Raw genomic sequence first — 14658 nt, forward strand, 5'->3', positions numbered from 1 at the left:
CGGCGGTTTGCCCTCCCCCGGCGGTAGCCCCCGGCGCCCGGCCCCGCCGGTGCAACCCGCGCGGCCGGCCGTGCCGCGGAGCGGTGGAGCCACCCCGCGGCACGGCCATCATGGAATGGCACGCGCGGTGTCAGTACTCCGCGGCCACCTCGAACAGGGCGAAGGGCCTGGGCCGTTCACCGTCCTGGTACTGCCGCAGCGGCGACGTGGTCCCCCGGTGCGCGGAGCCGGACTCCCACTTCTGGAAGGCCGCCAGGCTCTCCCATGCGCTGAGCACCGCGAAGGCTCCCGGGTCGGTGACCTCGCGCAGCAGCTCGTTGCCCAGCAGGCCCGGTGTACCCGCCAGATCCTTGCTGATCCGGTGGTACGCCTCCTCCACCGACGGCACGTCCGCCTCGGCGGCCCGCAGATACAGCACCACCCGGACGCGCCCCGGCGCCCCGCTCATCAGGCCACCTCCACCAGGTGCATCATCGCCAGCGAACCGCCCGTACGGTACGGGTGGAGCTTCTCGCGGTGGGCGATGTGCTCCGGGCTGCTCTCGAAGGCGAGGAAGGAGTCCTTGTCCGTCCAGTCGCTGGCCACGTAGTAGACGGACTCCTCCCGCGCGCTGCGCGCCAGCGTGTGGCCGAGGTTCGCCGACTGTGCGGTGACCTCCTTGCTGCCCTCCGCCCACACCTTCTCGAAGTCCGCCTCCAGGCCCGGCTTGACCTGCACGGTCAACAGGACACGAAAGGCCCCGACCCGCTCCGCGGCCATCTCAGACACCTCCGTCGACGTGCAGGGTCTCGCCGTTGACGTACGTGGACAGGTCGCTGGCGAGGAAGAGGATGGCGCCGGCTATCTCGTCCGGGCGCCCGAACCGGCCGAGCGCCATCATGCGCAGATAGCGCTCGTTGTACGCGGCGCGCTGCTCATCGGTCAGCTCGTCCGGCTCGGAGGTGTCGATGACGCCCGGCGCCACCACGTTGAACCGGATGCCCTTGCCACCCAGTTCCTTGCACAGCGAACGGGTCAGCCCGACAAGGCCCGCCTTGGACGCGGTGTAGTGGCCGCGCAGCGGAATGCCGGCCATGGCCCCGCGGGACCCGATGTTGATCACCGACGAGCCCTCGCGCAGCATCGGCAGCGCCTTGCTGATCACCATGAAGGGGCCGGTGAGGTTGGTGGTGACGACCCGCTCCCACTCCTCGAACGGGAGCTGGGCGAACGGGATCTGGCTGATGACACCGGCGTTGTTGACCAGGATGTCGAGTGTCTCGAAGCGGCTGCGGCACTCGGCCAGCACCGCCTCCACGCCCTCGGCCGTGCCGACGTCCGCACGGACCAGGGCGTGGTCCCCACCCAGCTCCTTCAGTTCGCGTGCCAGGCTGTCGGCGGCCTCGCCCTCGGTGCGGTAGCAGGTCACCACCGTGGCACCGGCCTTGGCCAGGGCCAGTACGGTGGCCCGGCCTATGCCCCGGGTGCCGCCGGTGACGAGCGCGTTCTTGCCCACCAGTCGAAGTTCCATGACTTCCTCCGTCGTCTCAGGTCGCGTCGCGGTCGTGCCGTCGCGGTCGTGTGCCGTCGTGTTCGTGCACCGGCTCGGTCGTGCGCGGTGCTGTCGTGTGCGGTGCTCTCGTATGCCGTCGCATCCGGACGGTCGCCGTCCTGCCGTGACAGTCCTGCCGTGACAGTCCTGCCGGGCACTCGGGCGTCACCGCCGTGAAGTCCGCGTGATGGGGGTCGGGTTCACCCGCCGGCCGGGACGGGGCGGCACTCCAGGACCGCCCAGCGCCCGGGTACGGGGTCGTTCACCAGCTCGAATCCCGCGCTCGCCAGCAGCGCCCGCCACTGGTCCTCGCCGCGCTCGCGGCCGCCGAAGCGGACCAGCATGTCCAGGTCGAGCAGCTTGCCCCGGTCCCACTGGTTGGCAGGGCCGACGAGGAACTCGCAGATCAGCAGCCGCCCGTCGGGGTTGCCCTCCAGCGCCTCCCGGACCCGTCCGAGGATCGCCGCCGCGCGCCGGTCGTCCCAGTCGTGCAGAACGGCCTTGAGCACGTAGGCGTCATGGCCCTTCGGCAGCTCCTGGAAGAAGTCGCCGGGGACCACCTCGACGCGGTCCGCGACCCCCGCGTCGCCGAACAGCTTGGGTGCCTCCTCGACCACGGCCGGGCGGTCGACGAGCGTGCCCCGCGTCTGCGGATGGTGGGCGAGCACCTCGGAGAGGAAGAAGCCGCGCCCGCCGCCCACATCCGCGATACGGGGGAACCGCCCGAAGTCGTAGCCGTCGAGGAGCATCCGCGCGGTGGCCCGGCTCATGCCGGTCATCGCCCGGTCGAACAGTGCACTCGCCTCCGGGTTCTCCTCCAGATGCTCGAAGAACCCGTGCCCGTAGGCATCCTCGAAGGCGGGCTGCCCTGTGCGCACCGTGTGCATCAGGGAGCCGTAGGAGCGCCAGAGCATCTCGGTGCCGTTGTAGAGCACCATGTCCCGCTGGCTGCCGGGCACGTCGGAGCGCAGGACCTGGCTGAGGTCGGTGAGCGCGTACCGCCCGTCCTCCTGTTCCTCGAAGACCCCGAACGCGGCGGCCACCCGCAGCACGCGCCCGAGGGAGTCCGCGTGGGTGGCGGTGCGCCCGGCCAGTTCGGGCACCGTGAGCGGGCCGTCGGCCAGCTCGTCGGCGACGCCCAGCTCGGCGAGCACATGCAGCACCCGGGATATCCGTTTGCCGTCCGTCAGCAGCAACAGCCGTACGTGGGGCGGCAGCGCGGCGGTCATCGCCGGTCCGACCACACCGGTCATGGTGTCCACACGATCTCCTAGGACGGGAGCGGGTGATGGGTGAGAGGTGACGCCTGAGGGATGGTGATGGAGCGTCATATGAGCACCGCGGCCGCGCTGACGTTGGCGACCAGCGCCGCGACGGCCAGCGCACCCCGCACGCGGTTCCAGCGGATCCAGCGCTCGCGGGGATCGAGCCGCTCGAAGTCCGCGGGCAGCGCCTGCGGATCGAGCGTCGCCAGCCACCGGTTGATCGGCACGTTCTTGGTGAGCGAGACGGTCATGGCGCAGGCCAGCAGCAGGGCGGCGAGTCCGGCCAGCAGCCGTACGGGCCCGTCCTCCGCCGTGATCACCAGGGCGATGTCGCACAGCAGGCAGCTGAGCAGCGAGATGGGCATGAACGGGTCGAAGCGCGTGACCAGGCCCTTGTGGACCGGGACATACATCCCGGTGGGCAGGGTGGTGAACAGCGGGGCGGCGAGCACGGAGATCGCCAGCCCACCGGCCGCGAGCCCGCCGGCGAGCAACGCCAAAGGCATCAGTACCTGGACCAGCTCGGCCACGATTCGCCCTCCCTCCCCGGCCGCCACCCGATGCGGCGGACCACTGCCTCGACTCTCGGCGTCGCTGGTCGAAACGGGCTCGAAGACGACTCGATGATCAACGGCCGGGCGCCGCGGCCCTGCTGGGCGCCGGTGGCGGGGCCGCTCACGACGCGGGCGCGGGCCCCGCCGTCGAGCGCCTCTCCACAGCGAATCGAGCAGGTGACGGCACGGTGACGACCACACCCACCACCGACCGGGAGTCGTGATGCTTGAGGAAGTGCTGAGCGGGATCGTGCTGACCGGGACGGGGACCGTCACAGGCATCTTCGTCGCGGTCGCGGTCAGCGTCGGTCCCGCCATGTCGGCCATGGGGCGCGCCGAGTATCTGCGGGCGCACGCCCTGCTGGGCAAGGGCTACCACCCGTTGATGCCGATCCTCGTCAATGTCGTGACGCTCAGCGGGTTCGCGCTCGCCTGGATCGCCGAGCCACCGGGCAGCGTCCTGTTCCCGCTGGCCTCGGTGCTGCTCATCGGGGTGCAGGCGGTCTCGCACCTCGGCAACGTCCCGATCAACCGCTCGCTGAGCGGTCTCGCCGCCGACGGTCCCTGGGTGGATCCGCGGCCGCAGTGGCGCGCCTGGCACCGCCTGCGGACGGGCCTGGCCGCGCTCGCCCTGGCCGCCGACACCGTCGCCGTGCTCGCCGCCCGCTGACCTACGCCGCCCGCTCAAGAGGAGGAACCGCCATGCCACTGGACGCCGTCACCTATCGCGTCACGCCCGGCCACGAGGAGGAACTCACCGAGGTCTTCTCACCGCACAACTTCACGCGGGTCGACTCCCCTGTGATCAAGGACAGTTCGGGCGAGACCATCGGGATGCTGCTCGGCACGGGCCTGTTCGTCCAGGGGGACACCCTGGTCAGAGTGATCCATCACGACGGCGCCGGCGCCGCGCACATAGCCCGGCACATGTCGGTCCAGAAGGGGGTGCACGATGCCGAGCGGGCGATCCTGCCGTATCTCTCGGAGCCCCGTGACACCGAGACCCCCGAGGGCTTCCGGGAGCACTTCCACCGCAGCCTGATGACGGTCCTGGAGCAGCACAGCCCCGACGAGCGTCCCGCCGCCGGCACGGTCGCCCTGCGCTATCCGCTGCGCAAGGGGGCCGGGGAGGAACTGGCCGCTGCCCGCGCCACGGCGAACCGGCAGGCCTCCCTGCGGCTGTCCGAGGACCACCCGACGATCGTCCGTGCGGCGCTGTTCCTGCACGATGACACCCTGGTGCGGGTCGTCCAGTACGACGGCCACCCCTACGACGTGGTCGGCTATCTCTCGGACCGCTGCTTCGGGCAGGACGCGGAGGCGTGGCTCGCGCCGTATCTGGACGGTTCGGAGCGGCCCTCGCACCCGGACGCGTATCTCGCCCTGGTCCACGAGCAGGCGATGCTCTCGATCGCGCACATGTCCGTCCTGGGCGTCGACTGACGTATCCCCCGGGCGCGTTGACGGGTGGGCCCCGCCCACTGGAGCCCCGCCGGGATGCCGAAAAGCCGCCGCCGCGCTCATGGCGCGGCGGCGGCTTCGTCGCACTCCCCGTCAGACCTCGGGGTGGTCGAACCACTCGCCCAGCTTGGTGCCCATGAGCGGGCTGCCGCGCAGCTTCAGCTTGCCCGTCAGGAAGGCCTTCGCGCCGGGCAGCTTGCCGACGCCCATCGCCAGCATGTCGGGGAGCTTGATCCCGATGGTGATGTCGGGGCTCTCGTGCCGGCCCTTGTCGGTGCGGCAGGTGCCGCCCTCGACCTGCACATAGTGGAGTTTCTGGCCCTCGGCGGAGGCGATGTCGAACTGGAAGACGCCCTTCTCCCCCTTGGCCTTCTCCGGGTTGAACTCCGACACCAGCAGCTCGAAGATCAGCGACAGGGCGGCGTCCAGCCCGCCCTCGCGGCCCGCCACAGCCGCTTCGAGTTCCTTGGACGGTGTCGACTCGACCAGCTCGATCAGCTCGGTCACCTGTTCCTGCTGCACGTTCATGCGTGTCCTCCGGGTTCTTCAGGCTTCGGCCGCGGCGGCCGGTGACAGTACGTGGACGACCTCGAGCAACTGCATCTCCCCGCCGGCGCGGATCGCCCAGAGCTTGCGGAGATAGGCCCGCTGCTCGGGGCTCTGCTCGAAGGCGCGGAAGGACGGCTCGTCCGTCCAGTCCGTCAGCACGGTGTAGCTGCCGGACTCGCCGGGGCTGCGCAGCAGTTGCTGCCCGTGGTTGTCGGAGAAGCCGCGGACGGTCTCGGCGTGGCCGCGCCACAGCTCCTCGAACTCCGCCTCGTGCCCCTCGGTGATACGGATCCGCAGCAGCACCCGCAGTCCGGGTGTCACCGCCCCACCGCCTGCTGTTCCGCGGCGGCCTTCTCCACCAGTCCCTTGATCCGGGCCATCTCCCGGCGGGTGTTGGTGTTGAGGCGCTCGGCCATCTCCTTGTCACCGAACGGCAGTCCGGACCTGACCGCGAACTCCTGCCGCCAGCGCATCTCCACGCCCGCATCGGTCGGGGTGTAGGTCCACAGGAGGTTCATGAACTCGAACGGGCCGGTCTCGATGCGCCGCGCCCGTACGGTCCGGGTGACCGGGTCGGGCGTGCGCTCGGAGACCCAGTCCCAGACGGCGCCGTTCTCGTCGGGGTGCAGGGTGAGGCGGAAGGTGAGGGTCGCGCCCTTGCGGCCCAGGATCTCCGCCTTGGCGTACTCGGAGAACAGCTGCGGCCAGGACTCGACGTCGTTGGTCATGTCCCAGACCAGGTCCATGGGCGCGTCGATGACGATCGCGTTGTCGGTGACGCTGGCCATGTCAGACCGCCGCCAGGGTGGCGTTGACGTAGTCGATGACGGCCTTCGGGGAGTCCATCTCCTCGATGGCCTCGTCCGGTATCTGCAGGTCGTACTCGCGCTGTATCTGGCTGGCGATCTCCAGCACGGCGAGCGAGTCGTAGCCGATCTCGGTGAACGAGGTGGCCAGATCGGCCTCGGTGAGCTCCCTCCCGTCGAGCTCGCCGGTGCAACGGCTCATGATCGCCTTGAGGTCGTCGAAGCTGATGGTGCTCATCTGTTCCTCCTGGGGACGGGAAAGCGGTGCCGGCGCAGGGTGGTGCGAGCGGTGCCGGCGGTCAGACGGACTTGAGGACCACGGCGGCGTTGAAGCCTCCGTAGCCGCGCGCGAGGACCAGAGCGGTCCGCAGGCGGGCCTCGCGCGGACGGTCGGTGACCAGGTCGAGGCGGTACGCGGGGTCGGGGCGGGCATTGACCGAGGGCGGGATCACCTGGTCGCGCAGGGCGAGCAGGGCCGCGGCCACATCGAGCGGCGCGCCACCCGCGTAGAGCCGGCCGGTCATCGTCTTGGGGACGGAGACCGGAACGCCGTCCGGGCCGAACAGCGCCGTGATGGCCTCCGCCTCCTGGCGGTCCAGCTCGGGCAGGCCATGAGCGTCGGCGAACACCACGTCGATGCCGTCGGGCCCCATCCGGGCGTCGGCGAGGGCGAGTTCGGCCGCGCGGCGCAGTCCCGGCGGCCGTCCGGAGCCCGGACGCGGGTCGAAGGTGGCCGCATAGCCCGCGATCTCGCCGTAGATCCGCTCGGCACCGCGGGCGCGCGCGTCGTCGTGGCTCTCCACGACGAGGATCGCGCCGCCTTCCCCCGGCACGTAACCGCTCGCGTCGGGGTCGAAGGGCACGAACGCGCGGTCGGGTCGCGTCTCCTCGCTGAGCCGGCCGTTGGAGAGCTGGCAGACCAGCCCGTACGGGGACAGGGAGGCGTCGGTGCCGCCGGAGACCACCAGCCGGGTGCCCTTGGCCAGGACCCGCCGGGCCTGCGCCAGGACGTCCAGTCCGCCGGCCTGCTCGGAGCACAGCACGCCGCAGGGGCCGCGCATGCCGTGCCGGATGGAGAGCTGCCCGGTGGTCGCCGCGTAGAACCAGGCGATGGACATATAGGCGCCCACCGCCTGCGGGCCCTCGGTGTAGAGCTTCTGCAGCTCGCGCTGGCCGAACTCCACACCGCCGGAGGAGTTGGCGGTGATGACCGCCATCTCCAGGTCGGCCATCCGCTCCGGGTCCACCACGGCGTCGGCCAAGGCCTCGTTGGTGGCGCCGAACGCGTACTGCGTCATGGCATCGGTCTCGCTGACCAGCCGCTGCGGTGCGTGGTCGGCCGGGTCGAAGCCGCTGGCCTCACCGGCGACCTGCACGGGATAGCGGGACGGATCGAACCGGCTGATCCGGCCGAGCCCCGACTTCCCGTCCAGCGTCGCCTGCCACCACGCCTCGCGGTCCAGGCCGTTGGGCGCGACGACGCCCACACCGGTGATGACGGACGCAGTCATCCCATCCTCCTCGGTGACGTGAGCACGACCGCGCTCTGGAATCCGCCGAAGCCGCTGCCCACGCTGAGGACGACGTCCAGTTCGGCCTCGCGCGCCGTGCCCGGCACGTAGTCGAGGTCGCACTCGGGGTCGCGCTCCTCGTAGTTGGCGGTGGGCGGGATGGTGCCCCGGTCGATGGCCAGCGCGCTGGCGGCGATCTCGATGGAGCCGATCGAGCCGAGCGAGTGCCCGACCATCGACTTGATGGAGCTGACCGGGATCCGGTAGGCGTGCTCGCCGAGACTGCGCTTGTACGCGGCGGTCTCGTGACGGTCGTTCTGCTTGGTGCCGGAGCCATGGGCGTTGGCGTAGTCGATCTCGTCCGGATTGATCCGGGCCTCGTCGAGCGCGGCGGTGATCGCCTCGCCCATCTCCCGCCCGTCCGGCCGCAATCCGGTCATGTGGTAGCCGTTGGCGCGGGCGGAGTAGCCGGCCACCTCGCAGTAGATCCGGGCGCCGCGCCGCCGGGCGTGCTCCAGTTCCTCGATCACGAAGACCGCGGAACCCTCGCCCAGAACCAGCCCATTGCGCCGCCGGTCGAACGGACGGCAAGCGTGCTCCGGGTCGTCGTTGCTGGTGGAGGAGGCCCGGAGGGTGTCGAAACAGGAGACGGTGATCGGGTAGATCGGGGCGTCCGTGGCCCCGGCCACCATCACCTCGGCCGAACCCTCGCGGATCAGGTCGACGGCGTACCCGACCGCGTCGATGCCCGCGCAGCAGCCGGAGCTGACGACGGTCGCCGGGCCCTCGGCGCCCGCGGCCCACGCCACCTCGGTCGCCAGCGAGCTGGACATCACGTACGAGTAGAGGTGCGGCACCATGTAGCCCTGATCGACCAGCCACTGGCGGCCGTTGTCGCTGACGGTGCGGTACTCCTGCTCCATGGAGATGGCGTTGCCGACGCCGTTGCCGACGCTGACGCCGATGCGGTGCGGGTCCTCCGCCTCCAGGTCGATGCCGCTGTCGGCGACGGCCTCGCGGGCGGCGACGATCGCGAACTGGCCGGCCCGGTCGGTGCGCGCGATCTCCTGGTACGACAGCCCGTTGAGCTCCGGGTCGAAGTCGCACTCGGCCCCGATCCGGCTGCGGAACGGCGCCGGGTCGAAGAGCGTGATGCGCCGGGTCGCCGTACGGCCCTTGACGATCATCTCCCAGAAGTTCTCGCGGCCCGGCTGTCCCGGGGCGACGACACCGATGCCGGTGATCACCGCGCGTGCGGTCATCGCACGTCCCCCACTTCGGGCAGGGTGCCCTCCCCCGGCAGCGGCTCGCAGTCCACATGCCCCAGATCGGGGCGCGGGGCCAGAGGGCTGAGGAAGAACGCCACGAAGGCCTGCTCGGTGCCGGGGTTCTCGATGCGGTGGCGCACGCCGATCGGGACCATGAACGACTCGCCCGGCTCCAGCACCACCTCCCGGCCCTCGACCCGCAGCAGGATCCGCCCGCGGATGGCGTGGAAGAACTCCTCGGAGTAGGGGTGGTAGTGCTCGGAGACGAACTCTCCGGGCTCCAGCGTGCCCACGCCCATGAACCCCGAGGTCGCTCCGCAGGTCTTGGGGCTGAGCAGGACACGCAGATCGCCGCCGCGCTTGCGGTTCGGCTCCACGTCGTCGATGGCGACCTTGGTCAGGTCGGAGGTCTGCATAGGTGCTCCACAGGTGGGGACGGAAAAACCGGGGACGGGATGCGGCGGACCGGTGGACTCGGGTGGTCCGGTTGCGGTCGGCGGATTCAGGGCGTCCAGGTGTAGAAGGGCTCGGCCATGGAGTCCTTCGGCTCTCGCCACGACGGGTCGTACGGCGTCATGAACTCCTGCAGCCGGGTGTTGATGTCCTGGTAGAGCGGGTGGCTGCGGGCCTTGTAGAGATCGCCGTTGATGGGCGCCTCCGCCTCGACGAGGTGGAAGTACAGGCCGTGGAAGCGGAACAGCGTGCGCCGCTGGACGCCGATCATGTGCGGCAGATCCGTCGCGTCGGACTCGGCGAAGAGCGCGGCCACCTTGTCCGCGTCGTCGTGGTCCATCCGCGCGACGATGAGGGTGCGGTGCGCCATGGGGACTCCTTCACGGTAAGGCCCGGAGCGGTCGGGCGGGGCGGACGGCCGTGGCGCCCGTGAGCGGACGGGTGCCGTGCCCGTAAGCGGTCGGGCGGCTGTCCGAAAGCGATGCTGGCCCCGGGGACTTGAGACCTCGTCCAGGGCAGCTCGACGTCAGATTCGTGTCGTTCTGCGGCGGAGTAAAAGAGCGGTAAAGGCCGCTGCTGCGGCGAATCCCGCCAGGTAGATCCAGAGCGGCAGGACACCCACGAGGTGCGACAACTGGCCGCCGGCACCGGCCCCGAGGGCCGCCCCGAGATAGAACAGCCCCATCATCCGGCTGCCGTGCCCCTCGGGGGTCGACTCCGCCGTCGTGCTCAGCCCGACGGGCCCGAAGACGAGCTCGCCGCACGTCATGAACAGGAAGGCGCCCAGCAGCCACAGCGCGGACACCAGGGTGTCCCCGTCGGAGGCGAACCACGCGCCGGTGGCCAGGACGGCGAAGCCGCCCCCGGCGCACAGCAGACCCGAGGAGAACTTCCGCACCACCCCGGCGCGCGCCCCGATCCTCAGCCACAGCCAGGCGAACAACGGCGCCAGGAGCAGCAGGAACAGCGGATGCGCGGACTGGAACCAGCTCGCCGGGACGGTGAACCCGGCGATCTCACGCTCGGTGTGCTCACGGGCGAACAGGCTGAAGACGGAGCCCAGTTGGCCGTACATCGCCCAGAACAGCACCGACGGCACGAAGATGCTCCGGTAGCCGCGGATCCGCGCCCGTTCGGCCTCGTCCAGCTCCGCGCCGCGCAGCAGCCGCCGGAAGTACCAGACGGGTGCCACCAGGGAGGCCAGCCCGCACAGGGCCAGGACGGGCCGCAGCGGCAGACCGCCCGCGACGGCCACACCGGCTCCCAGCAGTACGGCGCCCGCCAGGGCCGCCCAGGCGCGGCGGATCAGGCGGCGCAGCGCGTCGGGCGGCAGGGGCCGGCTGGGACCGGTCGCCGCACCGCGCAGCGACGGCGCGCCGTGCAGATACTGGAGGACGCCGAAGGCCATGCCGACCGCCGCGGCGCCGAACCCCAGGTGCCAGTCGACGCGTTCGCCCAGCGCGCCCGTCACCAGCGGCCCGAGAAGGGCGCTGACCTGGATGCTCATGTAGAAGAGAGAGAACGCCGCCTGCCGGCGGCTGCTGCTCGCCCCCGGGTTCATCTGGTCGAACATCACGGGCAGGTTGGGCTTCAGCAGCCCGGTGCCGCAGGCCACGAGGACCAGGCCGAGATAGAACGTGGCGTGGGCGGGCACGGCCATACAGAGGTGCCCGGCCATGATGACCAGGGCCCCGCAGAGCATGGCCCGGTGGGTGCCCAGGACCCGGTCCCCGAGCCAGCCGCCGGGCATGGCGGCCAGGAACGAGGCGGAGATGTAGAGGCCGAAGAGGGCACCCGCCGTGCCGTCCGAGAGTCCGAGGCCGCCCTCCGAGGCGGGCGCCGTGGCGTAGAGGAAGAGCAGCGCCTGCATGCCGTAGAAGCTGAAGCGCTCCCACATGTCGGTCATGAACAGGGTGGAGAACCAGCGCTCCCGGAACATCGACCGGAGCGGCCGGCCGGGGTCGTCCTGCGCGGTGGCCGGGCTCGCGGCCGTGGTGCTGCCGGAGGTCATGACACTCCCCTCACAGCGCGATCCCGCCGTCGATCTGCACCACTTGGCCGGTGATGTAGTCGGCGGCGTCGGAGACGAGGAAGGCGACGAGTTCCGCGACGGACCCGGCGCTGCCGAACCGCCCCATGGCGATCTTGCCCAGGGCGGCCTCCCGCGCCTTGGCCGTCATGCCGTCGAGCATCTCGGTCTCGATGAACCCGGGCGCGACCGCGTTGACCCGCACTCCGTACGGGGCGACCTCCTTGGCCAGGGCGCGGGTCAGGCCGTTCAACCCGCCTTTGGCTGCGGCGTAGTTGGTCTGGCCGGCGTTGCCGTACACGCCGATGACCGAGGAGACGTTCACCAGCGCGCCGGCCCTGCGGGTGAGCAGTCCGCGCACGACGGCGCGGCAGACGTTGAACGTGCCGTCCAGGCTCGTGCCGACCACGGCCTGCCAGTCCTTGGCGGCCATCAGCGCCATGGGACGGTCCCGGAGCACACCCGCGGAGTTGATCACCGCGTACGCCGGACCGAGCTTCTCCTCCGTCTCGCCGACGAAGGTGCGGACGGCCTCGGCGTCGGTGACGTCGCAGACCACGTGGTGGGCCCGCGCACCGGTCTCGCCGATCAACCGTGCCGTCTCCAGGGCGGCTTCGTCCGCGGACCGCGAGCAGAAACCGATGTCGTACCCCGCCCGCGCCAGCCGGACCGCGACCGCGCGGCCGATGCCCCTCGATCCGCCGGTCACCAGCGCACTGCGCCTTTGCTGCATCTCGTGTCCCCTCCCACGTGCACGGCAGGACCGGGGCGGCTGCTCCGGCCGTGCGCGAGCATCGTCCAGCCGCCTCGAGGGAGGCTCGAAGGAGTCACGCCAGGCTGTCCCCCATGGTGGAGAACCTCTTCGAACAGAACATCCTCTGGGCCGTACTCACGGCCCTCTTATGGGGATTCGCGGCCCGCGGGGCGCGGCGGCTGGCGACCCGTCCCACGGCGGCGGCCGTCCGGCGCAGAGCCCTGCTCGGCCTGATCCTGCTGGGGTGCGCGCTGCTGGCGCTCGCCGTACGGGCCGCGCTGGCCCTCGCTCTCGCCGGCGCGGCCGGATGGCTCGGGGGCGCCGACTACGTGCTGTTCGGGGCAATGCCCCCGGTGCTCGCGGCGGTCGCCGTCGTGGCGCTGGCCGTGCCCGCGTACTGGCGGGTGCTGCGCGCCGCACGGGATGCCGTACGGGAGGCGGCTCCGGCACCGGGCACGGCACCGGACGCCGTAGGGGACGCGGCGCCGGGCGAGCGACAAGACGCGGCACAGGAGACGTCCCAGGCCCCGCCGCGGACCGCTGACCGCGCACGGCCCGATCTGTCCGCGCTGCGGCGGCTGGCCGCCCGGGCACGGCTCGTCGTCCCCGTGCAGTCCGCCTGCGTCGCCGCCCTGCTGGGCGCGGCCGGTACGCTCCACCCGCCCACGCCCCCGTACACCGGCATGGTCCTCGTCGAACTCGCCCTGCTGGGGGCCGCGTCGGGTGCACTGCTGCTGTTCCAGCAGCGCCGCAGGACCGTCCTGGAAGCCCCCGGCTGGCGGCCTCCGTCCCGTCCGAGACGCCTGCTGCGCGCGACCGCCGTGGTGACCGGTCTGGCCGTGCTGACCGTCGGCGGCTGCTCGCTGGTGGCCGAACAGAGCAGACTGCCGGGCCGGATGGGCGAGTCGGGACACCAGCACTCCTATGACACCGGAGGCGGCGCGTCCGCCGGCCGGGCCCGCGTACGGAACGTCGACGACCTCACCGGTGACCGCAAGGGCGAGCCGGACAGGCGCTTCACGCTGACCGCGACGGACCGCATGATCCGCCTGGCGTCCGGCGAGAAGGTGGCGGCCCTCGCCTTCAACGGACAGCTCCCGGGGCCCGAACTGCGCGTGCGCCGCGGCGAACTGGTCGAGGTGGTCCTGGTCAACCGGGACGTGAAGGGCGGGGTCACCCTCCACTGGCACGGTGTCGACGTCCCCAACGCCGAGGACGGCGTGGCCGGGGTCACCCAGGACGCCGTACGCTCCGGCGAGCGCCATGTGTACCGCTTCCGTCCGGACCGGGCGGGCACCTTCTGGTACCACTCGCACCAGCAGTCCAGCAGCACGGTCGCGCGCGGCCTGTTCGGGTCACTGGTGGTGGAGGAGCCCGAGGGGGACGCACCCGGCGGCCCCGGGGTCCTGGACCGCACCGTCGTCGCGCACGCCTGGACCATCGGGGGCGCGAAGCCCTCCGCGGGCGGCCCGCCCCGCGGAGGCGGTGGAGGTGGCGGTGGAGGTGGCGGAGGCGCCATGAGCGGCGTCAACGGCACCGGCGGGACCCTGCGTACGGCCTTCGGCGACGACACCCGGATGCAGAAGGAGAAGGTCGCGGCCGGGACCGAGGTGCGGCTGCGCCTGGTGAACGCCGACAACTGCCCCCGTACGTACTCGCTCGCCGGAACTCCCTTCAAAGTCGCGGCGATCGACGGCAACGACGTGAACGGGCCGACCGAACTGCGCGACCGGCGACTGCGGATCGCGGGCGGCGGAAGGTACGACGTCACCTTCCGCCAGCCCGCAGGGCCCGTCCATCTGACCGTCGTCGGGGACGCGAACGCCTCCAACGCCAGCCACGGCTTCGAGGGCTGCGGCGAGGACGGCGCCTACGGAGCGGGCCGGGCCGAAACGGCGTCACTGCTCCTTGCACCGGACACGGCCGCGGCCGAGCGTCCCGGCGCCGTCACCGGGCCGCTGTTCGAACCGTTGGACTACGGCTCGCGCGGCACCGCCCCGTTCGGCCCCTCGCCCCGCTTCGACCGGGACTTCCATCTGGTCCTCGGCAACAGCTTCGGCTTCTTCGACGGCCGGCCCATGGTGCTGTGGACCATCAACAACGCGGTCTACCCGGACATCCCGGCCCTCCTCGTCGAACAGGGCGACCTGGTACGCACCACGTTCGTCAACCGGAGTCTGGACGACCACCCCATGCACCTGCATGGCCACCGCATGCTCGTCCTGTCCAAGGACGGGAAGAAGGCGACCGGCAGCCCATGGTGGACCGACACCCTGAACGTCGCGCCGGGCGAGCGCTATGAGGTGGCCTTCCGCGCCGACAACCCCGGTCTGTGGATGGACCATTGCCACAACCTCGACCACGCGCGCGACGGCATGGTGCTGCACCTGGCGTACGACGGTGTGTCGAGCCCCTATGAGTCGGGGAGGTCCACCGGCAATCTCCCGGAGTGATCCGGGCCCGAGGTTCCCGCGCAC

The 14658-nt window shown here is 71.4% G+C and carries 18 protein-coding genes; 3 read left to right on the forward strand and 15 right to left on the reverse strand.

Annotation, left to right across the window (positions count from 1 at the left end):
• Positions 1–130: 130 nt before the first annotated feature.
• The 5 genes from ACGFNH_RS17870 to ACGFNH_RS17890 form a co-directional block, all read right to left on the reverse strand.
• On the reverse strand, positions 131–448 hold the full coding sequence (locus ACGFNH_RS17870; RefSeq protein WP_393654703.1) for an antibiotic biosynthesis monooxygenase family protein: 318 nt from the start codon (positions 446–448) through the stop codon (positions 131–133).
• Entirely contained in the window at positions 448–759 is a 312-nt protein-coding gene (locus ACGFNH_RS17875; protein ID WP_393654705.1) for an antibiotic biosynthesis monooxygenase family protein, read from the reverse strand. The genes ACGFNH_RS17870 and ACGFNH_RS17875 overlap by 1 nt, the downstream gene beginning before the upstream one ends.
• Before the next feature lies 1 nt (position 760).
• On the reverse strand, positions 761–1510 hold the full coding sequence (locus ACGFNH_RS17880) for an SDR family NAD(P)-dependent oxidoreductase (RefSeq protein WP_393654707.1): 750 nt from the start codon (positions 1508–1510) through the stop codon (positions 761–763).
• A 221-nt stretch (positions 1511–1731) separates the two neighbouring features.
• Positions 1732–2784 (reverse strand): methyltransferase, encoded by a 1053-nt coding sequence (locus tag ACGFNH_RS17885; RefSeq protein WP_393655394.1) that lies wholly within the window; start codon positions 2782–2784, stop codon positions 1732–1734.
• Positions 2785–2858: 74 nt separating this feature from the next.
• Positions 2859–3326, reverse strand: a complete 468-nt coding sequence (locus ACGFNH_RS17890) for an anthrone oxygenase family protein (RefSeq protein WP_393654708.1) — start codon at positions 3324–3326, stop codon at positions 2859–2861.
• A gap of 247 nt (positions 3327–3573) precedes the next feature.
• Between ACGFNH_RS17890 and ACGFNH_RS17895 the strand changes: the two genes are divergently transcribed.
• Positions 3574–4020, forward strand: a complete 447-nt coding sequence (locus ACGFNH_RS17895) for an anthrone oxygenase family protein (protein ID WP_393654710.1) — start codon at positions 3574–3576, stop codon at positions 4018–4020.
• A 32-nt stretch (positions 4021–4052) separates the two neighbouring features.
• The gene (locus tag ACGFNH_RS17900) at positions 4053–4793 is read left to right on the forward strand and encodes a SchA/CurD-like domain-containing protein (protein ID WP_393654712.1); all 741 of its coding nucleotides are present in this window, start codon (positions 4053–4055) and stop codon (positions 4791–4793) included.
• A 111-nt stretch (positions 4794–4904) separates the two neighbouring features.
• On the opposite strand, the gene ACGFNH_RS17905 is transcribed toward ACGFNH_RS17900, so the two are convergent.
• The 10 genes from ACGFNH_RS17905 to fabG form a co-directional block, all read right to left on the reverse strand.
• Positions 4905–5339, reverse strand: a complete 435-nt coding sequence (locus ACGFNH_RS17905; protein ID WP_393654714.1) for an SCP2 sterol-binding domain-containing protein — start codon at positions 5337–5339, stop codon at positions 4905–4907.
• Positions 5340–5357: 18 nt separating this feature from the next.
• Positions 5358–5681, reverse strand: a complete 324-nt coding sequence (locus ACGFNH_RS17910; RefSeq protein WP_393654716.1) for an antibiotic biosynthesis monooxygenase family protein — start codon at positions 5679–5681, stop codon at positions 5358–5360.
• On the reverse strand, positions 5678–6148 hold the full coding sequence (locus tag ACGFNH_RS17915) for an SRPBCC family protein (RefSeq protein ID WP_393654718.1): 471 nt from the start codon (positions 6146–6148) through the stop codon (positions 5678–5680). The genes ACGFNH_RS17910 and ACGFNH_RS17915 overlap by 4 nt, the downstream gene beginning before the upstream one ends.
• A 1-nt stretch (position 6149) precedes the next feature.
• Positions 6150–6404 carry an acyl carrier protein gene (locus tag ACGFNH_RS17920; protein ID WP_393654720.1) on the reverse strand — a complete coding sequence of 85 codons (255 nt, stop codon included), beginning with the start codon at positions 6402–6404 and terminating at the stop codon, positions 6150–6152.
• Between the two features lie 61 nt (positions 6405–6465).
• Entirely contained in the window at positions 6466–7677 is a 1212-nt protein-coding gene (locus ACGFNH_RS17925; RefSeq protein ID WP_393654722.1) for a ketosynthase chain-length factor, read from the reverse strand.
• Positions 7674–8939 (reverse strand): beta-ketoacyl-[acyl-carrier-protein] synthase family protein, encoded by a 1266-nt coding sequence (locus ACGFNH_RS17930; RefSeq protein WP_393654724.1) that lies wholly within the window; start codon positions 8937–8939, stop codon positions 7674–7676. The genes ACGFNH_RS17925 and ACGFNH_RS17930 overlap by 4 nt, the downstream gene beginning before the upstream one ends.
• On the reverse strand, positions 8936–9361 hold the full coding sequence (locus tag ACGFNH_RS17935) for a cupin domain-containing protein (RefSeq protein WP_393654726.1): 426 nt from the start codon (positions 9359–9361) through the stop codon (positions 8936–8938). Before ACGFNH_RS17935 ends, ACGFNH_RS17930 begins: the two co-directional genes overlap by 4 nt.
• A gap of 86 nt (positions 9362–9447) precedes the next feature.
• The gene (locus tag ACGFNH_RS17940) at positions 9448–9768 is read right to left on the reverse strand and encodes a TcmI family type II polyketide cyclase (RefSeq protein ID WP_393654728.1); all 321 of its coding nucleotides are present in this window, start codon (positions 9766–9768) and stop codon (positions 9448–9450) included.
• Between the two features lie 156 nt (positions 9769–9924).
• The gene (locus ACGFNH_RS17945; protein WP_393654730.1) at positions 9925–11409 is read right to left on the reverse strand and encodes a peptide MFS transporter; all 1485 of its coding nucleotides are present in this window, start codon (positions 11407–11409) and stop codon (positions 9925–9927) included.
• Between the two features lie 10 nt (positions 11410–11419).
• Positions 11420–12160, reverse strand: a complete 741-nt coding sequence (gene fabG, locus ACGFNH_RS17950; protein WP_393654732.1) for a 3-oxoacyl-ACP reductase FabG — start codon at positions 12158–12160, stop codon at positions 11420–11422.
• 113 nt (positions 12161–12273) lie between these two features.
• On the opposite strand from fabG, the gene ACGFNH_RS17955 reads away from it, so the two are divergent.
• Complete coding sequence (locus tag ACGFNH_RS17955) at positions 12274–14634, forward strand: multicopper oxidase domain-containing protein (RefSeq protein WP_393654734.1); 2361 nt, start codon at positions 12274–12276, stop codon at positions 14632–14634.
• Positions 14635–14658 lie beyond the last annotated feature (24 nt).

Source organism: Streptomyces sp. NPDC048639 (assembly GCF_043199075.1).
Lineage (GTDB): Bacteria > Actinomycetota > Actinomycetes > Streptomycetales > Streptomycetaceae > Streptomyces.